This window comes from Massilia sp. Se16.2.3, assembly GCF_014171595.1.
Taxonomy (GTDB): domain Bacteria; phylum Pseudomonadota; class Gammaproteobacteria; order Burkholderiales; family Burkholderiaceae_D; genus Telluria.
Genome location: NZ_CP050451.1, coordinates 516,505 through 535,418, shown reverse-complemented (window position 1 = coordinate 535,418; position 18,914 = coordinate 516,505). Strand labels below are relative to the sequence as shown.

Annotated in this window: 18 protein-coding genes, 4 tRNA genes and 1 pseudogene; 19 read left to right on the top strand and 4 right to left on the bottom strand. The window is 63.5% G+C overall.

Annotated features, from left to right (window positions below; genetic code table 11):
• The first annotated feature begins 40 nt into the window (after window positions 1-40).
• From G4G31_RS02525 to G4G31_RS24960, 7 genes and pseudogenes are all read left to right on the top strand, one after another.
• Complete coding sequence (locus G4G31_RS02525) at window positions 41-1,189, top strand: class I SAM-dependent methyltransferase (RefSeq protein ID WP_182990162.1); 1,149 nt, start codon at window positions 41-43, stop codon at window positions 1,187-1,189.
• A 123-nt stretch (window positions 1,190-1,312) separates the two neighbouring features.
• Entirely contained in the window at window positions 1,313-1,879 is a 567-nt protein-coding gene (locus G4G31_RS02520; RefSeq protein ID WP_182990161.1) for a J domain-containing protein, read from the top strand.
• Entirely contained in the window at window positions 1,876-2,247 is a 372-nt protein-coding gene (locus G4G31_RS02515; protein ID WP_182990160.1) for a hypothetical protein, read from the top strand. Before G4G31_RS02520 ends, G4G31_RS02515 begins: the two co-directional genes overlap by 4 nt.
• Before the next feature lie 164 nt (window positions 2,248-2,411).
• Window positions 2,412-2,720: pseudogene (locus tag G4G31_RS24975) on the top strand (response regulator); the annotation flags it as partial.
• 553 nt (window positions 2,721-3,273) lie between these two features.
• On the top strand, window positions 3,274-4,053 hold the full coding sequence (locus tag G4G31_RS24970) for a hypothetical protein (protein WP_229425291.1): 780 nt from the start codon (window positions 3,274-3,276) through the stop codon (window positions 4,051-4,053).
• 6 nt (window positions 4,054-4,059) lie between these two features.
• Complete coding sequence (locus G4G31_RS24965; RefSeq protein ID WP_229425290.1) at window positions 4,060-5,079, top strand: HDOD domain-containing protein; 1,020 nt, start codon at window positions 4,060-4,062, stop codon at window positions 5,077-5,079.
• Window positions 4,970-5,614, top strand: coding sequence for a hypothetical protein (locus G4G31_RS24960; protein ID WP_229425289.1), 645 nt, complete (start codon window positions 4,970-4,972; stop codon window positions 5,612-5,614). Before G4G31_RS24965 ends, G4G31_RS24960 begins: the two co-directional genes overlap by 110 nt.
• Here G4G31_RS24960 and G4G31_RS02500 read toward each other — a convergent pair.
• From G4G31_RS02500 to G4G31_RS02490, 4 genes are read right to left on the bottom strand one after another with little or no spacing between them, the layout of a single operon-like run.
• Complete coding sequence (locus G4G31_RS02500; RefSeq protein ID WP_267873683.1) at window positions 5,577-6,566, bottom strand: bifunctional diguanylate cyclase/phosphodiesterase; 990 nt, start codon at window positions 6,564-6,566, stop codon at window positions 5,577-5,579. The two genes, G4G31_RS24960 and G4G31_RS02500, sit on opposite strands and share 38 nt — an antisense overlap.
• On the bottom strand, window positions 6,458-7,096 hold the full coding sequence (locus G4G31_RS27360; protein WP_267873643.1) for a GGDEF domain-containing protein: 639 nt from the start codon (window positions 7,094-7,096) through the stop codon (window positions 6,458-6,460). Before G4G31_RS27360 ends, G4G31_RS02500 begins: the two co-directional genes overlap by 109 nt.
• Window positions 7,097-7,119: 23 nt before the next feature.
• Entirely contained in the window at window positions 7,120-8,304 is a 1,185-nt protein-coding gene (locus tag G4G31_RS02495) for a CHASE domain-containing protein (protein WP_182990158.1), read from the bottom strand.
• A complete protein-coding gene (locus G4G31_RS02490; protein ID WP_182990157.1) occupies window positions 8,211-8,831 on the bottom strand; it encodes a hypothetical protein in 621 nt (206 codons plus the stop codon). Before G4G31_RS02490 ends, G4G31_RS02495 begins: the two co-directional genes overlap by 94 nt.
• A 207-nt stretch (window positions 8,832-9,038) precedes the next feature.
• On the opposite strand from G4G31_RS02490, the gene G4G31_RS02485 reads away from it, so the two are divergent.
• The 12 genes from G4G31_RS02485 to rpoB all read left to right on the top strand — a co-directional run bounded on the left by G4G31_RS02485 (window position 9,039) and on the right by rpoB (window position 18,795).
• Window positions 9,039-9,123 (top strand) — tRNA-Tyr (locus G4G31_RS02485).
• A gap of 38 nt (window positions 9,124-9,161) precedes the next feature.
• Window positions 9,162-9,235, top strand: a tRNA-Gly gene (locus G4G31_RS02480).
• A gap of 35 nt (window positions 9,236-9,270) precedes the next feature.
• A tRNA-Thr gene (locus tag G4G31_RS02475) sits at window positions 9,271-9,345 on the top strand.
• 80 nt (window positions 9,346-9,425) lie between these two features.
• A complete protein-coding gene (gene tuf, locus G4G31_RS02470; RefSeq protein WP_182990156.1) occupies window positions 9,426-10,616 on the top strand; it encodes an elongation factor Tu in 1,191 nt (396 codons plus the stop codon).
• A 130-nt stretch (window positions 10,617-10,746) separates the two neighbouring features.
• A tRNA-Trp gene (locus tag G4G31_RS02465) sits at window positions 10,747-10,822 on the top strand.
• A gap of 36 nt (window positions 10,823-10,858) precedes the next feature.
• Entirely contained in the window at window positions 10,859-11,248 is a 390-nt protein-coding gene (secE, locus tag G4G31_RS02460) for a preprotein translocase subunit SecE (RefSeq protein ID WP_182990155.1), read from the top strand.
• On the top strand, window positions 11,248-11,889 hold the full coding sequence (gene nusG, locus G4G31_RS02455) for a transcription termination/antitermination protein NusG (RefSeq protein WP_229425287.1): 642 nt from the start codon (window positions 11,248-11,250) through the stop codon (window positions 11,887-11,889). Before secE ends, nusG begins: the two co-directional genes overlap by 1 nt.
• 111 nt (window positions 11,890-12,000) lie before the next feature.
• Window positions 12,001-12,432 carry a 50S ribosomal protein L11 gene (gene rplK, locus G4G31_RS02450; protein WP_182990154.1) on the top strand — a complete coding sequence of 144 codons (432 nt, stop codon included), beginning with the start codon at window positions 12,001-12,003 and terminating at the stop codon, window positions 12,430-12,432.
• Window positions 12,432-13,130 (top strand): 50S ribosomal protein L1, encoded by a 699-nt coding sequence (gene rplA / locus G4G31_RS02445; protein ID WP_182990153.1) that lies wholly within the window; start codon window positions 12,432-12,434, stop codon window positions 13,128-13,130. Before rplK ends, rplA begins: the two co-directional genes overlap by 1 nt.
• A 288-nt stretch (window positions 13,131-13,418) precedes the next feature.
• Window positions 13,419-13,949, top strand: a complete 531-nt coding sequence (rplJ, locus tag G4G31_RS02440; protein WP_182990152.1) for a 50S ribosomal protein L10 — start codon at window positions 13,419-13,421, stop codon at window positions 13,947-13,949.
• Between the two features lie 63 nt (window positions 13,950-14,012).
• Window positions 14,013-14,387, top strand: a complete 375-nt coding sequence (gene rplL, locus G4G31_RS02435; RefSeq protein WP_182990151.1) for a 50S ribosomal protein L7/L12 — start codon at window positions 14,013-14,015, stop codon at window positions 14,385-14,387.
• Between the two features lie 298 nt (window positions 14,388-14,685).
• Window positions 14,686-18,795, top strand: coding sequence for a DNA-directed RNA polymerase subunit beta (rpoB, locus tag G4G31_RS02430; RefSeq protein WP_182990150.1), 4,110 nt, complete (start codon window positions 14,686-14,688; stop codon window positions 18,793-18,795).
• Window positions 18,796-18,914 lie beyond the last annotated feature (119 nt).

Here is an 18,914-nt window from a genome sequence, read left to right as displayed (position 1 = left end):
TGAAATTGTTGATCCGTGCCGATCTGGCTACAATGCCGGGATGTCCTTGCCCCTTCCCGACAGCGACGCCCTGGCCGCGTCCCACGCCCTGCAACAGCAGATTGCCGCCGCCATCGAGGCGGCCGGCGGAGCGATTCCGTTTTCGCGTTTCATGGAGCTGGCGCTGTATGCGCCCCGGCTCGGCTACTACAGCGGCGGCGCGGCCAAGCTCGGCGCGCCCGGCGACTTCACCACCGCGCCCGAGATCACGCCGCTGTTCGGCGAGTCGGTGGCGCGCGCGGCAGCCGCTATTATCGCCCAAAGCGCGCCCAACATCATCGAATTCGGCGCCGGCACCGGCAAGCTGGCGCGCGACGTGCTGACCGCGCTGGCGGCTGATGGCGTGCAGGTGGCCAGCTACACCATCATCGAGCTGTCGGGAGAACTGCGCGTCCGCCAGCAGGAAGCGCTGCGGGATTTCCCGCAAGTGAACTGGCGCGACGGCTTCCCCGAGGGGTTCAGCGGCGTGGTGCTGGCCAACGAAGTGCTCGACGCCATGCCGATCGAGCTGGTCGTGAAAACCGAGGACGGCTGGCGCCGCCAGATGGTGACGATCGCCGAGGGCCGCTTTACCTATGAACAGGCCGAACTGGACGCGGACCTGGGGGCGCAGCTGCTGCGCCAGGTGCCCGACGCCGGCAGCCTGCCGGTCGGCTACCTGACCGAGATCCATCCGGTTGCCTGCGGCTTCATGGCCTCGCTCGCAGCGATGTTCAAGGGCGGGAAGGGCGCCGCTTTCCTGTTCGACTATGGCTTCCCGGCCCACGAATTCTATGTCGACCAGCGCAGCGGCGGCACCTTGATGTGCCATTACCGCCACCATTCCCATCCGGAACCCTTCTTCCTGCCGGGCCTGCAGGACATCACCGCCCACGTCGATTTCACGGCGATGGCGCTGGCGGCGCAGGATGCCGGCCTGGAGGTGCTGGCCTACATGAACCAGGCTTCCTTCCTGCTGGCCTGCGGCATCGGCGAGCTGCTGCTGCGCGTCGATCCGGAAGACGTTGTGCGTTATTTGCCACAATCGAAAGCCGTGCAAAAGCTGGTGTCTCCCAGCGAGATGGGAGAATTGTTCAAGGTGCTGGTGGTGGGCAATGGCGTTGACTTGCCGGATGAATTCGTGCGCGCCGATCGCAGCACGCGGCTATAGCTTTCCTGTCATCTTGCGCTGGGGATACAAACCCGGCTATGCTGTGCCGGTTGGCCCGTGCGCCAACCACCCAGGATCGGCTAACCTTTCCGAACAGACACCAGGCGCCGCCGAAACGAATCCATGGCCAAGATCCACACCCATTATGACAACCTGAAAGTGGCGCGCGGTGCGCCCCAGGAAGTCATCCGTGCGGCCTACAAGGCGCTGAGCCAGAAATACCATCCCGACAAGAACCAGGGCGACGAAAAGGCCGCCCGCATCATGGCGATCGTCAACACCGCCTACAACATCCTGTCCGATCCGGTCCGCCGCAAGGAGCATGACGAGTGGATCGCCGCCGAGGAATGGGAAGTCGAGTGGCTGGAGAGTTCGGGCGAAGAGGGTGCGCGCCCGCGCGGCGAAGGCTGGGAGGCGCCGCCTTCGCTGGCACGGCCGCGCCGCTCCGCCCTGCGCGATCCGAAATGGTGGTTCGGCATCGGTCTGGGTGCGATCGCCGGCGCGGGCGCCGTCCTGCTGCTGGTCCAGCCGCCGCGCCTCTTGCCGGCGGCGCGCTTGCCTTCAACCGGGCGGCGCCCGCCGAGGCCACGCTGTCCCTGCCGGCACCGGTGTCGGCGCCCGATCCCGACCCCTGGGCCGGTGCCGTCGGCCCGAAGCGCCCTCCGGCCCCGGTCAAGGCGCTGGCGGTGACGCAGCTGCAGGTGCCGGCACGCCAGCCCGACTGCGCCAGCGACCTGACGACCCTGGCCGCGCCGAACGGCGAACCCTGGCCGACCGAGTCCAGCTATATTTCCGGCTACCCGATGGGCAACCTCGGCAAGGAAATGACGGTCGTGGTCGACAACAGCGCCAATCCGTCTCCGGTGTTCGTCAAGATCCACGACCTCGACCGCCGCTCCAACGTGCGCCACGCCTATGTGCTGGCGAATGCCACCTTCACCATCGATGCGCTCGCGGCCGGCAAGTACGAGGTGCGTTACCAGAACGTCATCAGCGGCGCGGCGCGTGCCGATTGCACCCCGGGTGCACCCATGCGTTCCGCCGACGCTGGCTTCTGACGCCGACAGTAAGCTGTTGCTTTTTCCCATCGGCTCGCCGCTTTTGAGCGTCAAGCCCGTCGATTCAAGTAATTTGTTCCCCTGACGTAATATACTCGGACGGCAGCGGCCAGCGCAGCCGCGCCGGAAGCTTGCCGCGGGCCCGTACGGAACAACCACTCGCCATGAACGAACTAGAAGGCCTCAGTGCCCTGCTCATCGAGCCCCATGCGGGCATGCGGGCGAACATCCACGGCATGCTGACCATGTGCGGCCTGACCCGCATCGAGCATGCCAGCAGCGCCAACCAGGCCGTCAAGCAGCTGGGCGTGAAGAGCTTCGACCTGGTGCTGTGCGAATACGATCTCGAGGGCGGGCAGGATGGCCAGCAGCTGCTCGAGGACCTGCGCCACCACAAGCTGGTGTCGCTGTCGACCATGTTCTTCATGGTCACCGCCGAGGGCGACTACGGCAAGGTGGTCAGCGCCGCCGAGCTGGCGCCGACGGACTACATCCTGAAACCCTTTACCGCCGACCGCCTGCTCGAGCGCATCGCCCGTGCATTGGAAAAGCGCAACGTCTTCCTGCCCGTCTACAAGCTGATGGAAGCGGGTGCCCAGCACGAAGCGGTCAACCGCTGCATCGAGGGCGCAAGCGCGCATCCCCGCTACGCCATCGATTTCCTGCGCCTGCGCGCCGAGCTGCACCTGTTTCTTGGCGAAGCCGACCAGGCCGAGCCGATCTACCGCCAGCTGGCCGAGGCCAAGGCGGTGGCCTGGGCGCGCCTGGGCCTGGCGAAAACCCTGTACCTGCGCGAACAGTATGGCGAAGCCGAGGCCTTGCTGACCGACCTGGTCGAGACCAACACGAACTTCGTCGATGCCTACGACTGGCTGGCGCGCACCCATGGCGCCATGGGCGAGCTGCAGAAATCGCAGGACGTGCTGGCGCGCGCGGTGGCTGTCTCGCCCCACGCCGTGCGGCGCCTGCGCACGCTGGGCGAGGTCGCCTTCGAGGCGGGGCGACGACGCCACCGCCGAAAAGGTCATGAAGCAGGTGGTGGCGAAAGCGAAGTATTCGGAGTTCCGCGACCCCGAAGACCACGTCAAACTGGTGCGCACGCTGGTACGCAAGGGCGACCCGGTTGCCGCCGCCGCCGTCATCCGCGACCTCGACCGCTCGATGGGCGGGCGCAACCACGCCGATGCCTGCAGCGCCATCTCCTCGGCGCTGCTGCACGAATACACCGGCAACGAAGAGCGCCTGCTGCAGTCCTTGACCACGGCGCTGGAAGCGAGCCGCGACTTGCCTGCCATGTCGTCGGACCTGAAACTGGAACTGGCGCGCAGCTGTCTCGCGCACGACATGACCGAGGGCGCCGCCGAGGTGGTGCGCGACGTCATGCGCAATGCCGACGCCACCGCCATGGACCGGGCGATGAGCATGATGGCCCAGGCCGGCCACGCCGAACTGGGCACGGCCCTGGCCCGCGAAACGCACCAGCAGGTGGTCGACCTCGTGGCCGGCGGCGCCGAGCGCGCAAGAAGCGGCGACCACATTGGTGCGGCCACCCTGATGCAGGAAGCGGCGCAGCGCATGCCCGGCAACCCGCAGGTGGCCTTCAATGCGGCGCTGGCGCTGCTGCGCTGCCTCGAGCATGCCGGCTGGGACGACAAGCTCGGCCAGCAGGCCCTGGTCCAGCTGGGCGCCGTGCGCCGGCTCGACCCGCGCAACCCGAAACTGGCGGCCTTGAACGCCCTGCACCAGAGCGTGCTGAAGAAACATCGCAAGGATCACCCCCAGGGCGCGCGCGCCACGAAAGCATAAGCAAAGATGGCCGAAGCAAGTCCCCCGGTGCCCGACGAGGGTACCACCCGCCGCGTGCGCGCCGCCCTGATGCAGAAGGTGACGGGCGAGGCCGAGATGTTTGCCCTCGGCAGCGCGGTGGCGCGCGTGATCGAACTGGCTTCCTCGGATGAACCGGGCCCGCACGACCTGGCTTATTACGTGCTGTCGGACGTCGCACTGACCCAGCGCATCCTGCGCCTGTCGAACACGGTGCAGTACCGCACCGTCTCCGGCACCACGGTGACGACGGTGTCGCGCGCGATTGCGCTGCTGGGCTTCGACAACGTGAAAACCACGGCGCTGGCGATGCTGCTGGTCGATACGCTCGACAACGGCCAGCACGCCGGCAGCGTACGCGTCGAACTGGAAGCGGCCCTGTGCGCCAGCCTGGTCGGGCGCGAGATGGCGCGCCTGTCGTGCTACCGGGCGCGGAGGAAGCGGCGATCGGGGCGCTCTTCAAGAACCTGGGTGCGCTGCTGGTCGCCTCGCACGAGCACGCGCGCTACCGCGAGATCGGCCAGCTCGTCGCCACCGGCAAGCACACGCCCAGCCAGGCCTCGCAGCTCATCCTCGGCTGCAGCTACGACACCCCTGGCCGCCGCCGTGCTGGGAGAGTGGAAGATTCCCGACGTGATCGTGCGCGCCCAGGCGACGCTGCCGTCCGGTACGCTGAAGGTGGCCGCCAGCCGCGCCGAATGGATGCGCCAGGTCGCCTCGTTCAGCATCGAAGTGGCGCGCCTGCTGGGGCGTCCGCCCGCTGGGGTGGCGCCCAGTGCCACGCCCGAGGCGCGTGCGCTGCTGGCGCGCTACGGCGCCGCGTTCGAACTCGACCAGGCGGGCCTGGAACGCATTTTTCGACAACGTGGCCGCTGGCATGCAGGCGCTGATGGAGAGCATGAACCTGCGGCCCCTGCCTCCGCCCGCGGCCGAGGAGGGCACCGGCCTGCCGGACGTGCTGCTGCTGGCCGCGCTGGGCGGCGGGGACGAGGACGGCGTGCACCCTAGCGGCAAACCGAAGAACGCGCGCGAACTGCTGCTGGCCGGGGTGCAGGATGTCACCCAGCTGCGCGCCGGCGGCCGCGCGCGCGTCAACGAGGTGATCCCGGCGGTGCTCGAGACGCTGTACCAGGCGCTTGGCTTTCGCTTCGCCACCGTCTGCCTGAAAGATGCGCGCCTGGGCCAGTACCGCGCCCGCGTCTCGTTTGGTGCCGAGCAGGCGCGCCTGCAGGCCGGCTTTGCCTTCCCCGCCGCGACGCCGTCCGCGCGCGACCTGTTCCTGCTGGCGATGGAGAACGACGCCGACCTCATGATTGCCGACGCCGCCACCCCGAAGATCCGCGAGTTGTTACCAGGCTGGCACCGCAGCCTGCTGCCGGACGCGAAGAGTTTCATCGTGTTGCCGCTGACCGTCGGCCAGGCGCGGCTGGGCTTTTTCTATGCCGACCGCGCCCTGCCCGCGCCCGAAGGCGTGCCGCCGGATGAGACGGCCCTGATCCGCGCCCTCAAGCGCCAGGTACTGGCTGCTCTTGATGCCGGATGAATTCGCGGAAGTCGGCAACCGGCATCGGCCGCGCGAACAGGTAGCCCTGCGCCTCGTCGCCGTGCTTGTCGCGTAAGAAGCCCCATTGCGCGTGGGTTTCGACCCCTTCGGCCACCACCGCCAGGCCCAGCGAATGGGCGAGACCGATGGTGGCGGCGACGATCACCGCGTCGTTCGGATTGTGTTCGATGTCTTTCACGAAGCCGCGGTCGATCTTGATGCGGTCGATCGCGAACAATTTGAGGTAGGCGAGCGACGAGTAGCCGGTACCGAAATCGTCGATCGCCAGTTTGAAGCCACGTGCGCGCAGCTGGCGCAGCTGTTCGCGCGTGCTTTCCGGGTCGCGCATGGCGGCCGTTTCCGTGATTTCCAGTTCCATCATCGCCGGATCGATGCCGTGGTAGGCCACCAGTTCGTCGAGCCGGCTCAGCAGTGACGCGCCCGAAAACTGGCGCGCCGACAGGTTCACGGCCAGGCGGATGTCGTCCAGGCCTTCGCGCCGCCACTCGGCCAGCAGGGCCATTGCCTGTCCCAGCACCCAGTCGCCCAGCGGCACGATCATCCCGCTTTCCTCGGCCACGGGGATGAAGCGGCTCGGTTCGACCGTGCCCAGTTCCTGGTCGTGCCAGCGCAGCAGCACCTCGGCGCCGATCACGCGGCCGGTCTCGAGCGAGACCTGCGCCTGCAGGTGCAGCTTGAAGCCGTTCGTATTGAGGGCGCCCCACATGCGGTTTTCCAGCAGCAGGTGTTCGTGGGTGGCGGCGTTCATCGCCGGCGAGAAGAACTGGAAGTTGCCCCGTCCCTCGCGTTTGGCCGCGTACATCGCCATGTCGGCGTGGCGGATCAGGGTGGAGGCGTCTTCGCCGTCGTCGGGGAACAGCGCCACGCCCACGCTGCAGCCGCTGTGTGCGGTCGCGCCGCCCAGTTGATAAGGCTGCGACAGCGCTTCCACCACGCGCACCGCCACCCGGTCACGCTGTCGGGCGTCAGGGGGCCTGCCAGCACGATGATGAATTCGTCGCCGCCCAGGCGCGCCAGGGTGTCGACGTCGCGCAATAAATCTTTCATGCGCTCGGCCGCGCCCACCAGCAGGCGGTCGCCGGCGGCGTGGCCGAGCGAATCGTTGATCTTCTTGAAGTGGTCGAGGTCGATGAACAGCACTGCCGCCGGCTGGTTCTGGCGCCGTGCCATGGCCAGCTGCTGTTCCAGGCGCACGTTGAGCGCGAAGCGGTTTTCCAGGCCGGTCAGCACGTCGTGGTGGGCCAGGCGGTAGATGCGTTCCTGGGCCCGCTGCTGTTCCGTCAGGTCGCGCAGGATGCAGACGAAGATCTCCTCGCGTCCGAGCTGCACGGGCGCCACCGAAATCGACAGGGGAAACGGTTCGGCGCGCGCATTGCGACCCTCGAGCACGCATTCCTCGGGTGGCGCGGTCGACAGCCGCGCCAGCTGGGCCGCGGCATCGCTGTCGGCACCCGCCGGCACCCGGGTGGCGAAGGCCAGGCCGCTCAGGTGGGCGGGGGATAGCCGAACAGGCGCGCGGTGGCGGCATTGGCCGATACCACCACGCCGCTCGCGTCGACCGTGACGATGGCGTCGGCGGCGTTGTCGAGGATGGCCTCGAGGCGCGCTTCGCGGTCGCGCAGGCGCGCCGTGCGGTCGGCGACTTGCTCCTCGATCACGGCGCGTTCGCCGCTGATGAGCAGCATCAGCGCGCCGAGCAGGCCGGTCAGCAGCAGCCCGGCCGACAGCACGCTCCAGCTGGCCGCGCCCGTTTCCGTCTTCATGTAGGCCGGCGTCGGACGGAAGGTCAGCTGGTAGGCGCGCCCGGCAAACGCCAGGCCGATGCGGTAGTCGTCGCGCTCGGGCCTGCCGAGCGCACCGACCACGGGCAAGGCGCTGCCGTCGGTAACGTCGACCGGGGCGGCGGAAAAGCCGTCGAAGCCGGAGCGGGCGATCGCCCCTTCCACCAGGCGATCGGCGTTCAGGACGAAGCCGACCATGCCCACGGCGGCGGCGCCGTCGGGCCCGACGGCGCGGAACAGGCTGATGCCCGTGTCGTCGGTCATCATCAGCTGGAAGGGCTCGGTGGCGACGGGGCGTCGCGAGGCCAGCGCCTGCGCGGCGGCGGCGGCGCGTCCCGGGGCGGTCAGGAAATCGACTCCGCGCATGACCGAACTCGAGCGCGGCCAGGCGTAGACCATCGGCAGGTAGCGCTCGCGCTGGCCCGCCGGCGTCATGCGTCGGCTGCCGTCGACGTCGAGGATGCCGGGAAAGGCCGGGTCGAGCGTGCGCCGCACCCAGTCCTCGAAGCCGGCGCGCTCGCCATCGAACACTGGTACCGCCCAGTTCACCCCCTGGATCTCGACGCGGTGGTCGACGTAGCCGCCGGCGATGCGGATGAACTTGTCGCGGTCGAGGATGTGTTCGGTGTCGCCCAGCGTGCGCGCGAAGGTGCCGACAAAGCGCACGTGTTCGTTGAACTCGGCTTGCAGCATGTCGGCCGTCTGCTGGGCCTTCAGGCGGTAGGGCTGCAGGTGCTGCTGGTGCTCCCAGCCGAGCGCAAGCCGGTAGATGGCCACCACGGCGCCCGTGGTGATCAGGAGCGGCAGCGCGACCAGCGGCGCGCGCCGCCGCCACAGGCGCCGCGGCGAGCCGCTGATGATCCAGCACAGCGGCGCGAACAGCAGCACGCCGAGCGTATCGCCCGCCCACCAGGTAAAACCAGAAGCGCAGCGGCGTTACCTTGTCGAACGCGTCCAGCGCATACAGTGTCGGTATCGAGATCGACGCGCTGGTCAGGCAGACCAGCGGGGTAAGCACCGGGAAAGGCGACGACGTCGCGTCCCGTGTCGATCCCCGGGCGCATGTGGCGGCGGAACTGGTCCGCCCCCAGCCAGGCCTGCAGCGAAGCGCCCAGCATGCCCGTCAGCGTGGCAATGGTCACGCCCGCGGCGGAGAGGGCGGGATTGTTCAGGTGCAGGGGAAAGGCGGCCAGCGCCGCGCCGATGGCCACCGCTGGCAGCACGCGCATGCCCCCGGCGGCGGCCAGGGTCAGGCCGACGCCCGCGGGCGGGAACAAGGGCAGTGCATAGCCGGCGGGCAGGGCCAGCAGATTGTTGAGCAACCGCATGCCGAGATACACGGCAATAATCGACACGCTGGCCGCGAGCACGTGGGTGCGCGTCCAGTGAGGATAAAGCGGCGCCTTGTTATCCATGGGTGGAAGTATTTACATGGCCGAAACCGTACAGTACCGCAGGGCGCGCCAGCGCAGCGCACCGCTCGCAAAACAGCCCTTGCAGTTTTGTTCTCCCCCCGGTTACAATCACGCCCCGAAGCAACGCTGCTATTGAGCCAGGCCAGGAAGGTTGGCAAAAATAGTTGACAGCATGTTGAGCTTGCTTCATACTCTGCGGTTCTTCGCGGTGGGGTGGCCGAGTGGTTAAAGGCAGCAGACTGTAAATCTGCCCTCTCTGAGTACGCTGGTTCGAATCCAGCCCCCACCACCAAATGAAGAAGTCGTGAAGTCGAATTGAAGTTGTGCCTCGCGGGTGTAGCTCAATGGTAGAGCAGAAGCCTTCCAAGCTTACGACGAGGGTTCGATTCCCTTCACCCGCTCCAGTACTGTGTCCGCAATCTGTGCGGCGCAAACATCAGCCCTTGTAGCTCAGTGGTAGAGCACTCCCTTGGTAAGGGAGAGGCCACGTGTTCAATCCACGTCAAGGGCACCAGAATTTAAGCTAAGCGGCAGTCCGTAGTACTCGTCCGTCAGGTGTGCCTGTAATTCTCAAAAAATCGTTAGGAGTCTCAAATGGCAAAAGGTAAATTCGAACGGACCAAGCCGCACGTCAACGTCGGCACCATCGGTCACGTTGACCACGGCAAAACCACCCTGACGGCTGCAATCGCAACCGTTCTGTCGAAGAAGTTCGGCGGCGAAGCCAAGGCATACGACCAGATCGATGCGGCTCCGGAAGAGAAGGCACGTGGTATTACCATCAACACCGCGCACGTCGAATACGAAACCGCGAATCGTCACTACGCGCACGTCGACTGCCCAGGCCACGCCGACTACATCAAGAACATGATTACCGGTGCTGCCCAGATGGACGGCGCGATCCTGGTGTGCTCGGCCGCTGACGGCCCGATGCCACAGACCCGCGAGCACATCCTGCTGGCGCGTCAGGTTGGCGTTCCTTACATCATCGTGTTCCTGAACAAGTGCGACCTGGTCGACGACGCGGAACTGCTGGAACTGGTCGAAATGGAAGTGCGTGAGCTCCTCTCGAAGTACGAGTTCCCAGGCGACGACCTGCCAATCATCAAGGGTTCGGCACGTATGGCGCTGGAAGGCCAGCCAGGCGAACTGGGCGAAGATTGCATCGTCAAGCTCGCTGAAGCCCTGGACACCTACATCCCGACGCCAGAGCGCGCAGTCGACGGCGCCTTCCTGATGCCAGTCGAAGACGTGTTCTCGATCTCGGGTCGCGGTACTGTCGTCACCGGTCGTGTCGAGCGCGGCATCATCAAGGTCGGCGAAGAAATCGAAATCGTCGGCATCATCGATACCGTCAAGACCACCTGCACCGGCGTGGAAATGTTCCGCAAGCTGCTGGATCAAGGTCAAGCTGGCGACAACGTCGGCCTGCTGCTGCGCGGTACCAAGCGTGAAGACGTCCAGCGTGGTCAGGTTCTGGCAAAGCCAGGCTCGATCAAGCCGCACAACCACTTCACCGGCGAGATCTACGTTCTGTCGAAAGATGAAGGCGGCCGTCACACCCCGTTCTTCAACAACTACCGTCCGCAGTTCTACTTCCGTACCACCGACGTGACCGGCTCGATCGAGCTGCCAGCGGACAAGGAAATGGTCATGCCAGGCGACAACGTGTCGATCACCGTCAAGCTGATCAACCCGATCGCGATGGAAGAAGGCCTGCGCTTCGCAATCCGCGAAGGCGGCCGTACCGTCGGCGCCGGCGTCGTTGCCAAGATCATTGCCTAAGCAATAAGTAGTCTGTAGTAAGTAGTAAGCAAGACCTTCCGGGGAGGGAAATTGATTTCCTTCCCCAGAAAAAACATTCCCACCATGCGCGCGCATGGTGTAGAATGCGCGATTCAGCTGAAGTCTTCGTAGGGGTGTAGCTCAATTGGCAGAGCGTCGGTCTCCAAAACCGAAGGTCGCGGGTTCGATTCCCTCCGCCCCTGCCACCGAATTCTGGTGCGCAGCACCGAAAGTAAAGAAGAATGTCTAATCAATCCGTGCAAACCGTTAGCACCTCGAATGACAAGTTTAAGGTGATCCTGGCGGTGGTAGCCGCGATTGCAGGCGTCATCGGGTTCTTTTACCTGAAGGGCCAAAACAAACCAGCCTTGGTCGCCGCCGGCGCCCTCGTGGCTGGTTTAGTTTTTGCCGTCCTGCTTTTGTCGACCGCCGCCACCGGCCGCGATTTCCTGAATTTCGCCAAAGAGTCCGTTCGCGAAACCAAGAAAGTCGTCTGGCCAACCGGCAAGGAAGCACGCACGATCACCATGATCGTCTTCGCCTTTGTCGTCGTGATGGCGATTTTCCTGTGGGGCACGGATAAGCTGTTGGAATTCCTGTTGTACGACGTGATCCTGAAATGGAAGCAATGATGAACGATAACGTAGACAACGCGGCCGGCGAATCGGTGCCGGGCGACACCCCGGCGCAAGACGCTGGTGCCGCACCGGCGGCCGGCGCCCCGGTGAGTGTCCCGGTCAGCAACAAGCGCTGGTACGTCGTTCATGTCTACTCGGGCATGGAAAAGAGCGTCATGCGTGCGCTCACCGAGCGCATCGAGCGCGCCGGCATGCAAGAGCAGTTCGGCCAGATCCTGGTGCCGACCGAAGAAGTCGTGGAAGTCAAGAATGGCAGCAAATCGGTTACCGAGCGCCGCTTCTTCCCTGGCTACGTCCTGGTCGAGATGGAAATGACCGACGAGACCTGGCACCTGGTCAAGAACACGAGCAAGGTCACCGGCTTCATCGGCGGCAAATCGAACAAGCCAACCCCAATCCCCGCGCGCGAGATCGACAAGATCATGCAGCAGGTCCAGGAAGGCGTCGAGAAGCCACGGCCGAAAGTGCTGTACGAAGTGGGCGAGCAAGTCCGCATCAAGGAAGGCCCGTTCACCGACTTCAACGGCAATGTCGAGGAAGTCAACTACGAAAAATCGAAGGTGCGTGTCACTGTCACCATCTTCGGCCGCGCAACTCCGGTGGAACTGGAGTTCGGGCAGGTAGAGAAAGTCTAAACGCTGAAATCGGAGCGTCGCAGCAGCTAGGCGGAATCCGGTAAGAGGAGCCCCGCCGAGCGAGTAGTCGCGGTGGGGCGCTACTACTCAATGCCAATCTAGGAGCCATTCATGGCAAAGAAAATTATTGGCTTTATCAAGCTGCAAGTCCCAGCTGGTAAGGCAAACCCATCCCCACCGATCGGTCCTGCACTCGGTCAGCGCGGCCTGAACATCATGGAATTCTGCAAGGCGTTCAACGCCCAGACCCAGGGTGTCGAGCCAGGCATGCCGATCCCGGTCGTGATCACCGCGTTCGCCGACAAGTCCTTCACCTTCGTGATGAAGACCCCACCGGCAACCTACCTGATCAAGAAAGCCGCTGGCATCACCAAGGGTTCGCCGAAGCCACATACCGACAAGGTTGGCACGCTGACCCGTGCCCAGGCTGAAGAAATCGCAAAAACCAAGCAGCCGGACCTGACCGCCGCCGACATGGACGCCGCAGTGCGTATCATCGCCGGCTCGGCACGTTCGATGGGCATCACGGTAGAGGGTGTGTAATGGCTAAGATCTCCAAGCGCGTCAAAGAAATGAAAGCGAAAGTCGACCGTAACAAGGTCTACGCCTTCGACAACGCAGTGTCGATCGTCAAGGAATTCGCAACCGCCAAGTTCAACGAGTCGATCGATGTCGCCGTTCAGCTGGGCGTGGATCCGAAGAAATCGGACCAGGTCGTTCGTGGTTCGGTCGTCCTGCCAGCAGGCACCGGCAAGACCGTGCGCGTCGCCGTGTTCGCTTCGGGCGACAAGGCCGAGGCTGCTAAAGCCGCCGGCGCCGACATCGTCGGTATGGAAGACCTGGCAGAGATGGTCAAAGCGGGCAACATGCCGTTCGACGTCGTCATCGCCTCGCCTGACACCATGCGTATCGTCGGTACCCTGGGCCAGATCCTGGGCCCACGTGGCCTGATGCCTAACCCGAAAGTCGGCACCGTCACCCCTGACGTCGCTGGCGCGGTGAAGAACGCCAAAGCCGGTCAGGTCCAGTACCGTACCGACAAGGCAGGTATCGTCCACGCGACCATCGGCCGCAAGTCGTTCAGCGATGAGCAACTGAAGTCGAACCTGAGCGCCCTGATCGAAGCACTGAACAAGGCCAAGCCGGCCACCTCGAAGGGCGTGTACCTGCGCAAGGTCGCGATCTCGTCGACCATGGGCGCTGGCGTCCGTGTCGATCACGCTTCGATCGCCGCTGCTTAATTTAGTAGCTGAGCAATAACAGAATCAAGTCCCCGCAAAGCATCAGCGGGGCGCATCTTTGGGCTGTCGGAGCATGAACACCGCTCCGGCAGGCAATCAAAGACCGTTGGGCCGAATGCAGCAGGCAGGCAGGAGGTTAATAGGCCACCCAACGCAGATGGTGTACCCGAACAAGTTTTGTAGTCCATGCTGCGTGAATTCATCCGCGTTAGTTTGACTTCTTAACTTCGGACGCCGTGTTCGAACCGATGCAAACGCTTTTGTTTGCATTAATTAAGGAGATTGACCGTGGGTCTTAATCTGAATGACAAAAAGGCCGTCGTCGAAGAAGTGAGCGCGAAAGTAGCATCCGCGCAAACGATCGTCGTGGCCGAGTACCGTGGCATCCAGGTTAGTCACTTGACCAAGCTCCGTGCATCCGCACGTGCCCAGGGTGTGTACCTGCGTGTTCTGAAGAACACGCTGGCGCGCCGCTCTGTCGAAGGCACGCAGTTTGCCCCGCTGGCTGACGCCATGACCGGTCCGCTGATCTACTCGATCTCGGACGACGCCGTTGCAGCAGCGAAAGTCATCAATGACTTCGCCAAAACCAACGACAAGCTGGTCGTGAAAGCCGGTAACTACGCAGGTAAGCAGCTCGACGTAGCTGGCGTTACCGCGTTGGCAAGCATTCCGTCGCGTGAAGTCCTCATCTCGCAGCTGTTGGGCGTGATGCTGGCTCCTGTGTCGGGCTTTGCACGTGGCCTGGCTGCACTGGCAGCGAAAAAAGGCGAAGGTTCGGAAGCTGCTCCTGCAGCCGAAGAAACCGCTGCAGCGTAAGCGCAGCCTTTTTTCTCAAGTAACTAATCTGTACTACAAACACAAATACATCTGGAGTTTCAAATGGCAATTAGCAAAGACGATATCCTGAACGCAGTGAGCGAAATGTCCGTCATGGACCTGAACGACCTGGTCAAGGCATTCGAAGAGAAGTTCGGCGTGTCGGCAGCTGCAATGGCAGCACCGGCAGCTGGCGGCGGCGCTGCTGCAGCAGCTGTCGAAGAGCAGACCGAATTCAACGTCGTTCTGACCGAAGTCGGCGCAAACAAGGTCGGCGTCATCAAAGCCGTCCGCGAAATCACCGGCCTGGGCCTGAAGGAAGCCAAAGACGTCGTCGACGGCGCTCCGAAGACCGTGAAAGAAGCCATGCCGAAGGCCGACGCAGAAGCAGCCAAGAAAAAGCTGGAAGATGCTGGCGCGAAAGCAGATCTGAAGTAATCAAAAGCAAAGGGCGCCATCGCGGCGCCCTGAGCCGGAGTCAAAGCTTGCAAACCCCTGCCGGAAGGCGGGGGCTGCGGCTTTGGCTCTTTTGTCGTCCCTGCGACAAATATGCGCCGTCAATACGCGCAGTCGTTCGTCAGTTCGGCAGCATCGTAACACCGCAATAAATCGTAACACAGCAGTAGCTTGTCCTTTTCATCTGGCAGAACAGCAAGAGACTTGAGGCCTTGTATGTGGTCGTTCCACCACTGGCAATCCCTGAATTCTCATCCTTTCTGTCACTCACGGAGTGTCCATGCACTACTCATTTACTGAGAAGAAACGCATTCGCAAGTCGTTCGCGAAGCGCGCCAACGTTCACAACGTTCCATATCTTCTGGCTACCCAGCTTGAATCCTACGAGAATTTCCTGCAAGCGGACGGCGTGCCGTCGGCACGCAAGAACGAAGGCCTGCAATCGGCATTCACCTCGATTTTCCCGATCGTGTCGCACAACGGCTTCGCGCGTCTGGAATTCCTGTCCTACGTGCTGGGCGACCCCGCGTTTGACGTCAAGGAATGCCAGCAGCGCGGCCTGACCTTTGCCTCGCCACTGCGCGCCAAAGTGCGCCTGGTGATCCTGGACAAGGAATCGCCGACCAAGCCGGTCGTCAAGGAAATGAAGGAACAGGAAGTGTACATGGGCGAATTGCCGCTCATGACCGCCAACGGTTCGTTCGTCATCAACGGCACCGAGCGCGTGATCGTCTCGCAGCTGCACCGCTCGCCAGGCGTGTTCTTCGAGCACGACCGCGGCAAGACGCACTCGTCGGGCAAACTGCTGTTCTCGGCTCGCATCATCCCTTACCGTGGCTCGTGGCTGGACTTCGAGTTCGATCCGAAGGACATCCTGTTCTTCCGCGTCGACCGCCGCCGCAAGATGCCGGTGACGATCCTGCTGAAGGCCATCGGCATGACGCCGGAACAGATCCTGGCGAACTTCTTCGTGTTCGACAACTTCACCCTGCGCTCGGAAGGCGGGGAAATCGAATTCGTGTCCGAGCGACTGCGCGGCGAAGTCGCGCGCTTCGACATCGTCGATCCGAAGACCGGCAAGACCATCGTGACGAAGGACAAGCGCATCAATGCCAAGCATGTGCGCGACATCGAAGCGGCCGGCATCAAGTCGATCTCGGTGCCGGAAGACTACCTGATCGGCCGTATCCTGGCCCGCAACATCGTTGACGCGGACACCGGCGAAATCATCGCCAACGCCAACGACGAGCTGACCGACGAGCTGCTGGGCAAACTGCGCGACGCCAACGTCGACGCCATCCAGACCCTGTACACGAACGACCTGGACCAGGGCGGCTACATCTCGCAGACCCTGCGCACCGACGACACCGCCGACCAGATGGCCGCGCGCGTGGCGATCTACCGCATGATGCGTCCTGGCGAACCGCCAACCGAAGAGTCGGTCGAAGCCCTGTTCAACGGCCTGTTCTACAGCCCTGAGCGCTACGACCTGTCGGCTGTCGGCCGCATGAAGTTCAACCGCCGTATCGGCCGCGACGAACTCGTCGGCGCGATGACGCTGTCGAACGACGACATCCTGGCCGTGATCAAGATCCTGGTCGAGCTGCGCAATGGCCGCGGCGAAGTCGACGATATCGATCACCTGGGTAACCGCCGCGTGCGTTGCGTGGGCGAACTGGCCGAAAACCAGTTCCGCGCAGGCCTCGTCCGCGTCGAGCGCGCAGTGAAAGAGCGCCTCGGCCAGGCCGAAGCGGACAACCTGATGCCGCACGATTTGATCAATTCGAAGCCCATCTCTGCGGCTATCCGCGAATTCTTCGGTTCGTCGCAGCTGTCGCAGTTCATGGACCAAACTAACCCGCTGTCGGAAATCACGCACAAGCGTCGTGTTTCCGCACTGGGACCGGGCGGCCTGACCCGCGAACGCGCCGGCTTCGAGGTGCGCGACGTGCACCCGACCCACTACGGCCGCGTCTGCCCGATCGAAACGCCTGAAGGCCCGAACATCGGCCTGATCAACTCGCTGGCCCTGTACGCCCGCCTGAACGAATACGGCTTCCTGGAAACCCCGTACCGCAAGGTCGAAGGTTCGAAGGTCACCGACAAGATCGATTACCTGTCCGCCATCGAAGAAGGTCGCTACATCATCGCCCAGGCGAATGCGGCGATCAACGAAGAAGGCCAGCTGGTCGACGAACTGGTCTCGGCACGTGAAGCAGGCGAAACCATCCTGGTGTCGCCAGAGCGCATCCAGTACATGGACGTCGCTCCTGGCCAGATCGTTTCGGTCGCAGCTTCGCTGATTCCGTTCCTCGAGCACGATGACGCGAACCGTGCACTGATGGGCGCCAACATGCAGCGTCAGGCCGTTCCCTGCCTGCGTCCTGAAAAGGCGCTGGTCGGTACCGGTATCGAGCGCACTGTCGCCGTCGACTCGGGCACCACCGTGCAAGCGGTGCGTGGCGGCGTGGTCGACTACATCGATGCGGGCCGCGTGGTTATCCGCGTCAACGACGACGAGGCGCAAGCCGGCGAAGTCGGTGTGGATATCTACAACCTGATCAAGTACACCCGTTCGAACCAGAACACCAACATCAACCAGCGTCCGATCGTGCAGGTTGGCGACCGCGTTGCCCGTGGCGACGTGATTGCCGACGGCGCATCGACCGACCTGGGCGAGCTGGCCCTGGGCCAGAACATGCTGGTCGCGTTCATGCCGTGGAACGGCCTGAACTTCGAAGATTCGATCCTGATCTCGGAGAACGTCGTCAAGGACGACCGCTACACCTCGATCCACATCGAAGAGCTGTCGGTTGTCGCCCGCGACACCAAGCTCGGTGCGGAAGAGATCACGCGCGACATCTCGAACCTGGCCGAGAACCAGCTGGCCCGTCTGGATGAGTCCGGCATCGTCTACATCGGCGCGGAAGTGACCGCCGGCGACGTGCTGGTCGGTAAAGTCACGCCGAAGGGCGAGACGCAATTGACGCCGGAAGAAAAGCTGCTGCGCGCGATCTTCGGCGAAAAAGCATCCGACGTGAAAGACACCTCGCTGCGCGTGCCTTCGGGCATGGTCGGCACCGTCATCGACGTGCAAGTGTTCACCCGCGAAGGCATCCAGCGCGACAAGCGCGCCCAGCAGATCATCGACGATGAACTCAAGCGCTTCCGCCTCGACCTGAACGACCAGATGCGTATCGTGGAGGGCGATGCCTTCCAGCGTCTGGAGCGCATGCTGGTCGGTAAAGTGGTCAACGGTGGTCCGAAGAAGCTGGCGAAGGGCGCGGTCATCACGTCCGAATACCTGGCTGACCTGGACAAGTTCCACTGGTTCGACATCCGCCCGGCCGACGACGAGACCGCCAACGCACTGGAAGCGATCAAGGAGTCGATCAACGAGAAGCGCCACCAGTACGACCTGGCCTTCGAAGAGAAGCGCAAGAAGCTGACGCAAGGCGACGAGCTGCAGCCTGGCGTGCAGAAGATGGTCAAGGTCTACCTGGCCGTCAAGCGCCGCCTGCAGTCGGGCGACAAGATGGCAGGCCGCCACGGTAACAAGGGTGTGGTCTCGCGTATTGTGCCAGTGGAAGACATGCCGTTCATGGCGGACGGCACCCCAGCCGACGTCGTGCTGAACCCGCTGGGCGTTCCGTCGCGTATGAACGTCGGCCAGATCCTCGAAACCCACCTCGGTTGGGCGGCGAAGGGCCTGGGCCTGCGTATCGGCGAAATGCTGCAGCGTCAGTCGGCGGTCGAAGAAGTCCGTGGTTTCCTGGGCCAGATTTACAACGAAACTGGCAAGAAGGAAGACATCGACGCCTTCAGCGATGGCGAAATCATGGCCCTGGCGGGTAACCTCAAGAAGGGCGTGCCGTTCGCGACGCCGGTCTTCGATGGCGCCCACGAGTCGGAAATCCATCGCATGCTGGACCTGGCTTTCCCGGACGAGATCGCGGCCCACCTGGGCATGACCCCGTCGAAGAACCAGGTCACCATGTACGACGGCCGCACCGGCGAAGCTTTCGAGCGCAAGGTGACGGTTGGCTACATGCACATGCTCAAGCTGCACCACCTGGTCGACGACAAGATGCACGCGCGTTCGACCGGTCCTTACTCGCTGGTGACGCAGCAGCCGCTGGGCGGTAAAGCCCAGTTCGGTGGCCAGCGCTTCGGTGAGATGGAGGTGTGGGCACTGGAAGCGTACGGCGCATCGTACGTGCTGCAGGAAATGCTGACTGTGAAGTCGGATGACGTGAATGGCCGTACCAAAGTGTACGAAAACCTGGTCAAAGGCGACCATGTGATCGACGCTGGCATGCCTGAATCGTTCAACGTGCTGGTCAAGGAAATCCGCTCGCTGGGTATCGATATCGACCTCGAGCGTAACTAAGAAGCAGAAGGAAGGAGCAGGGCACACGAAAAATGTGCCTTGCTTTCCGGGTAGGAGTCCCAAAGTACTCCTATCCGCCTTTCGAAATGCCGCTTGGTTTGGGCTGCAATTTCGACAAT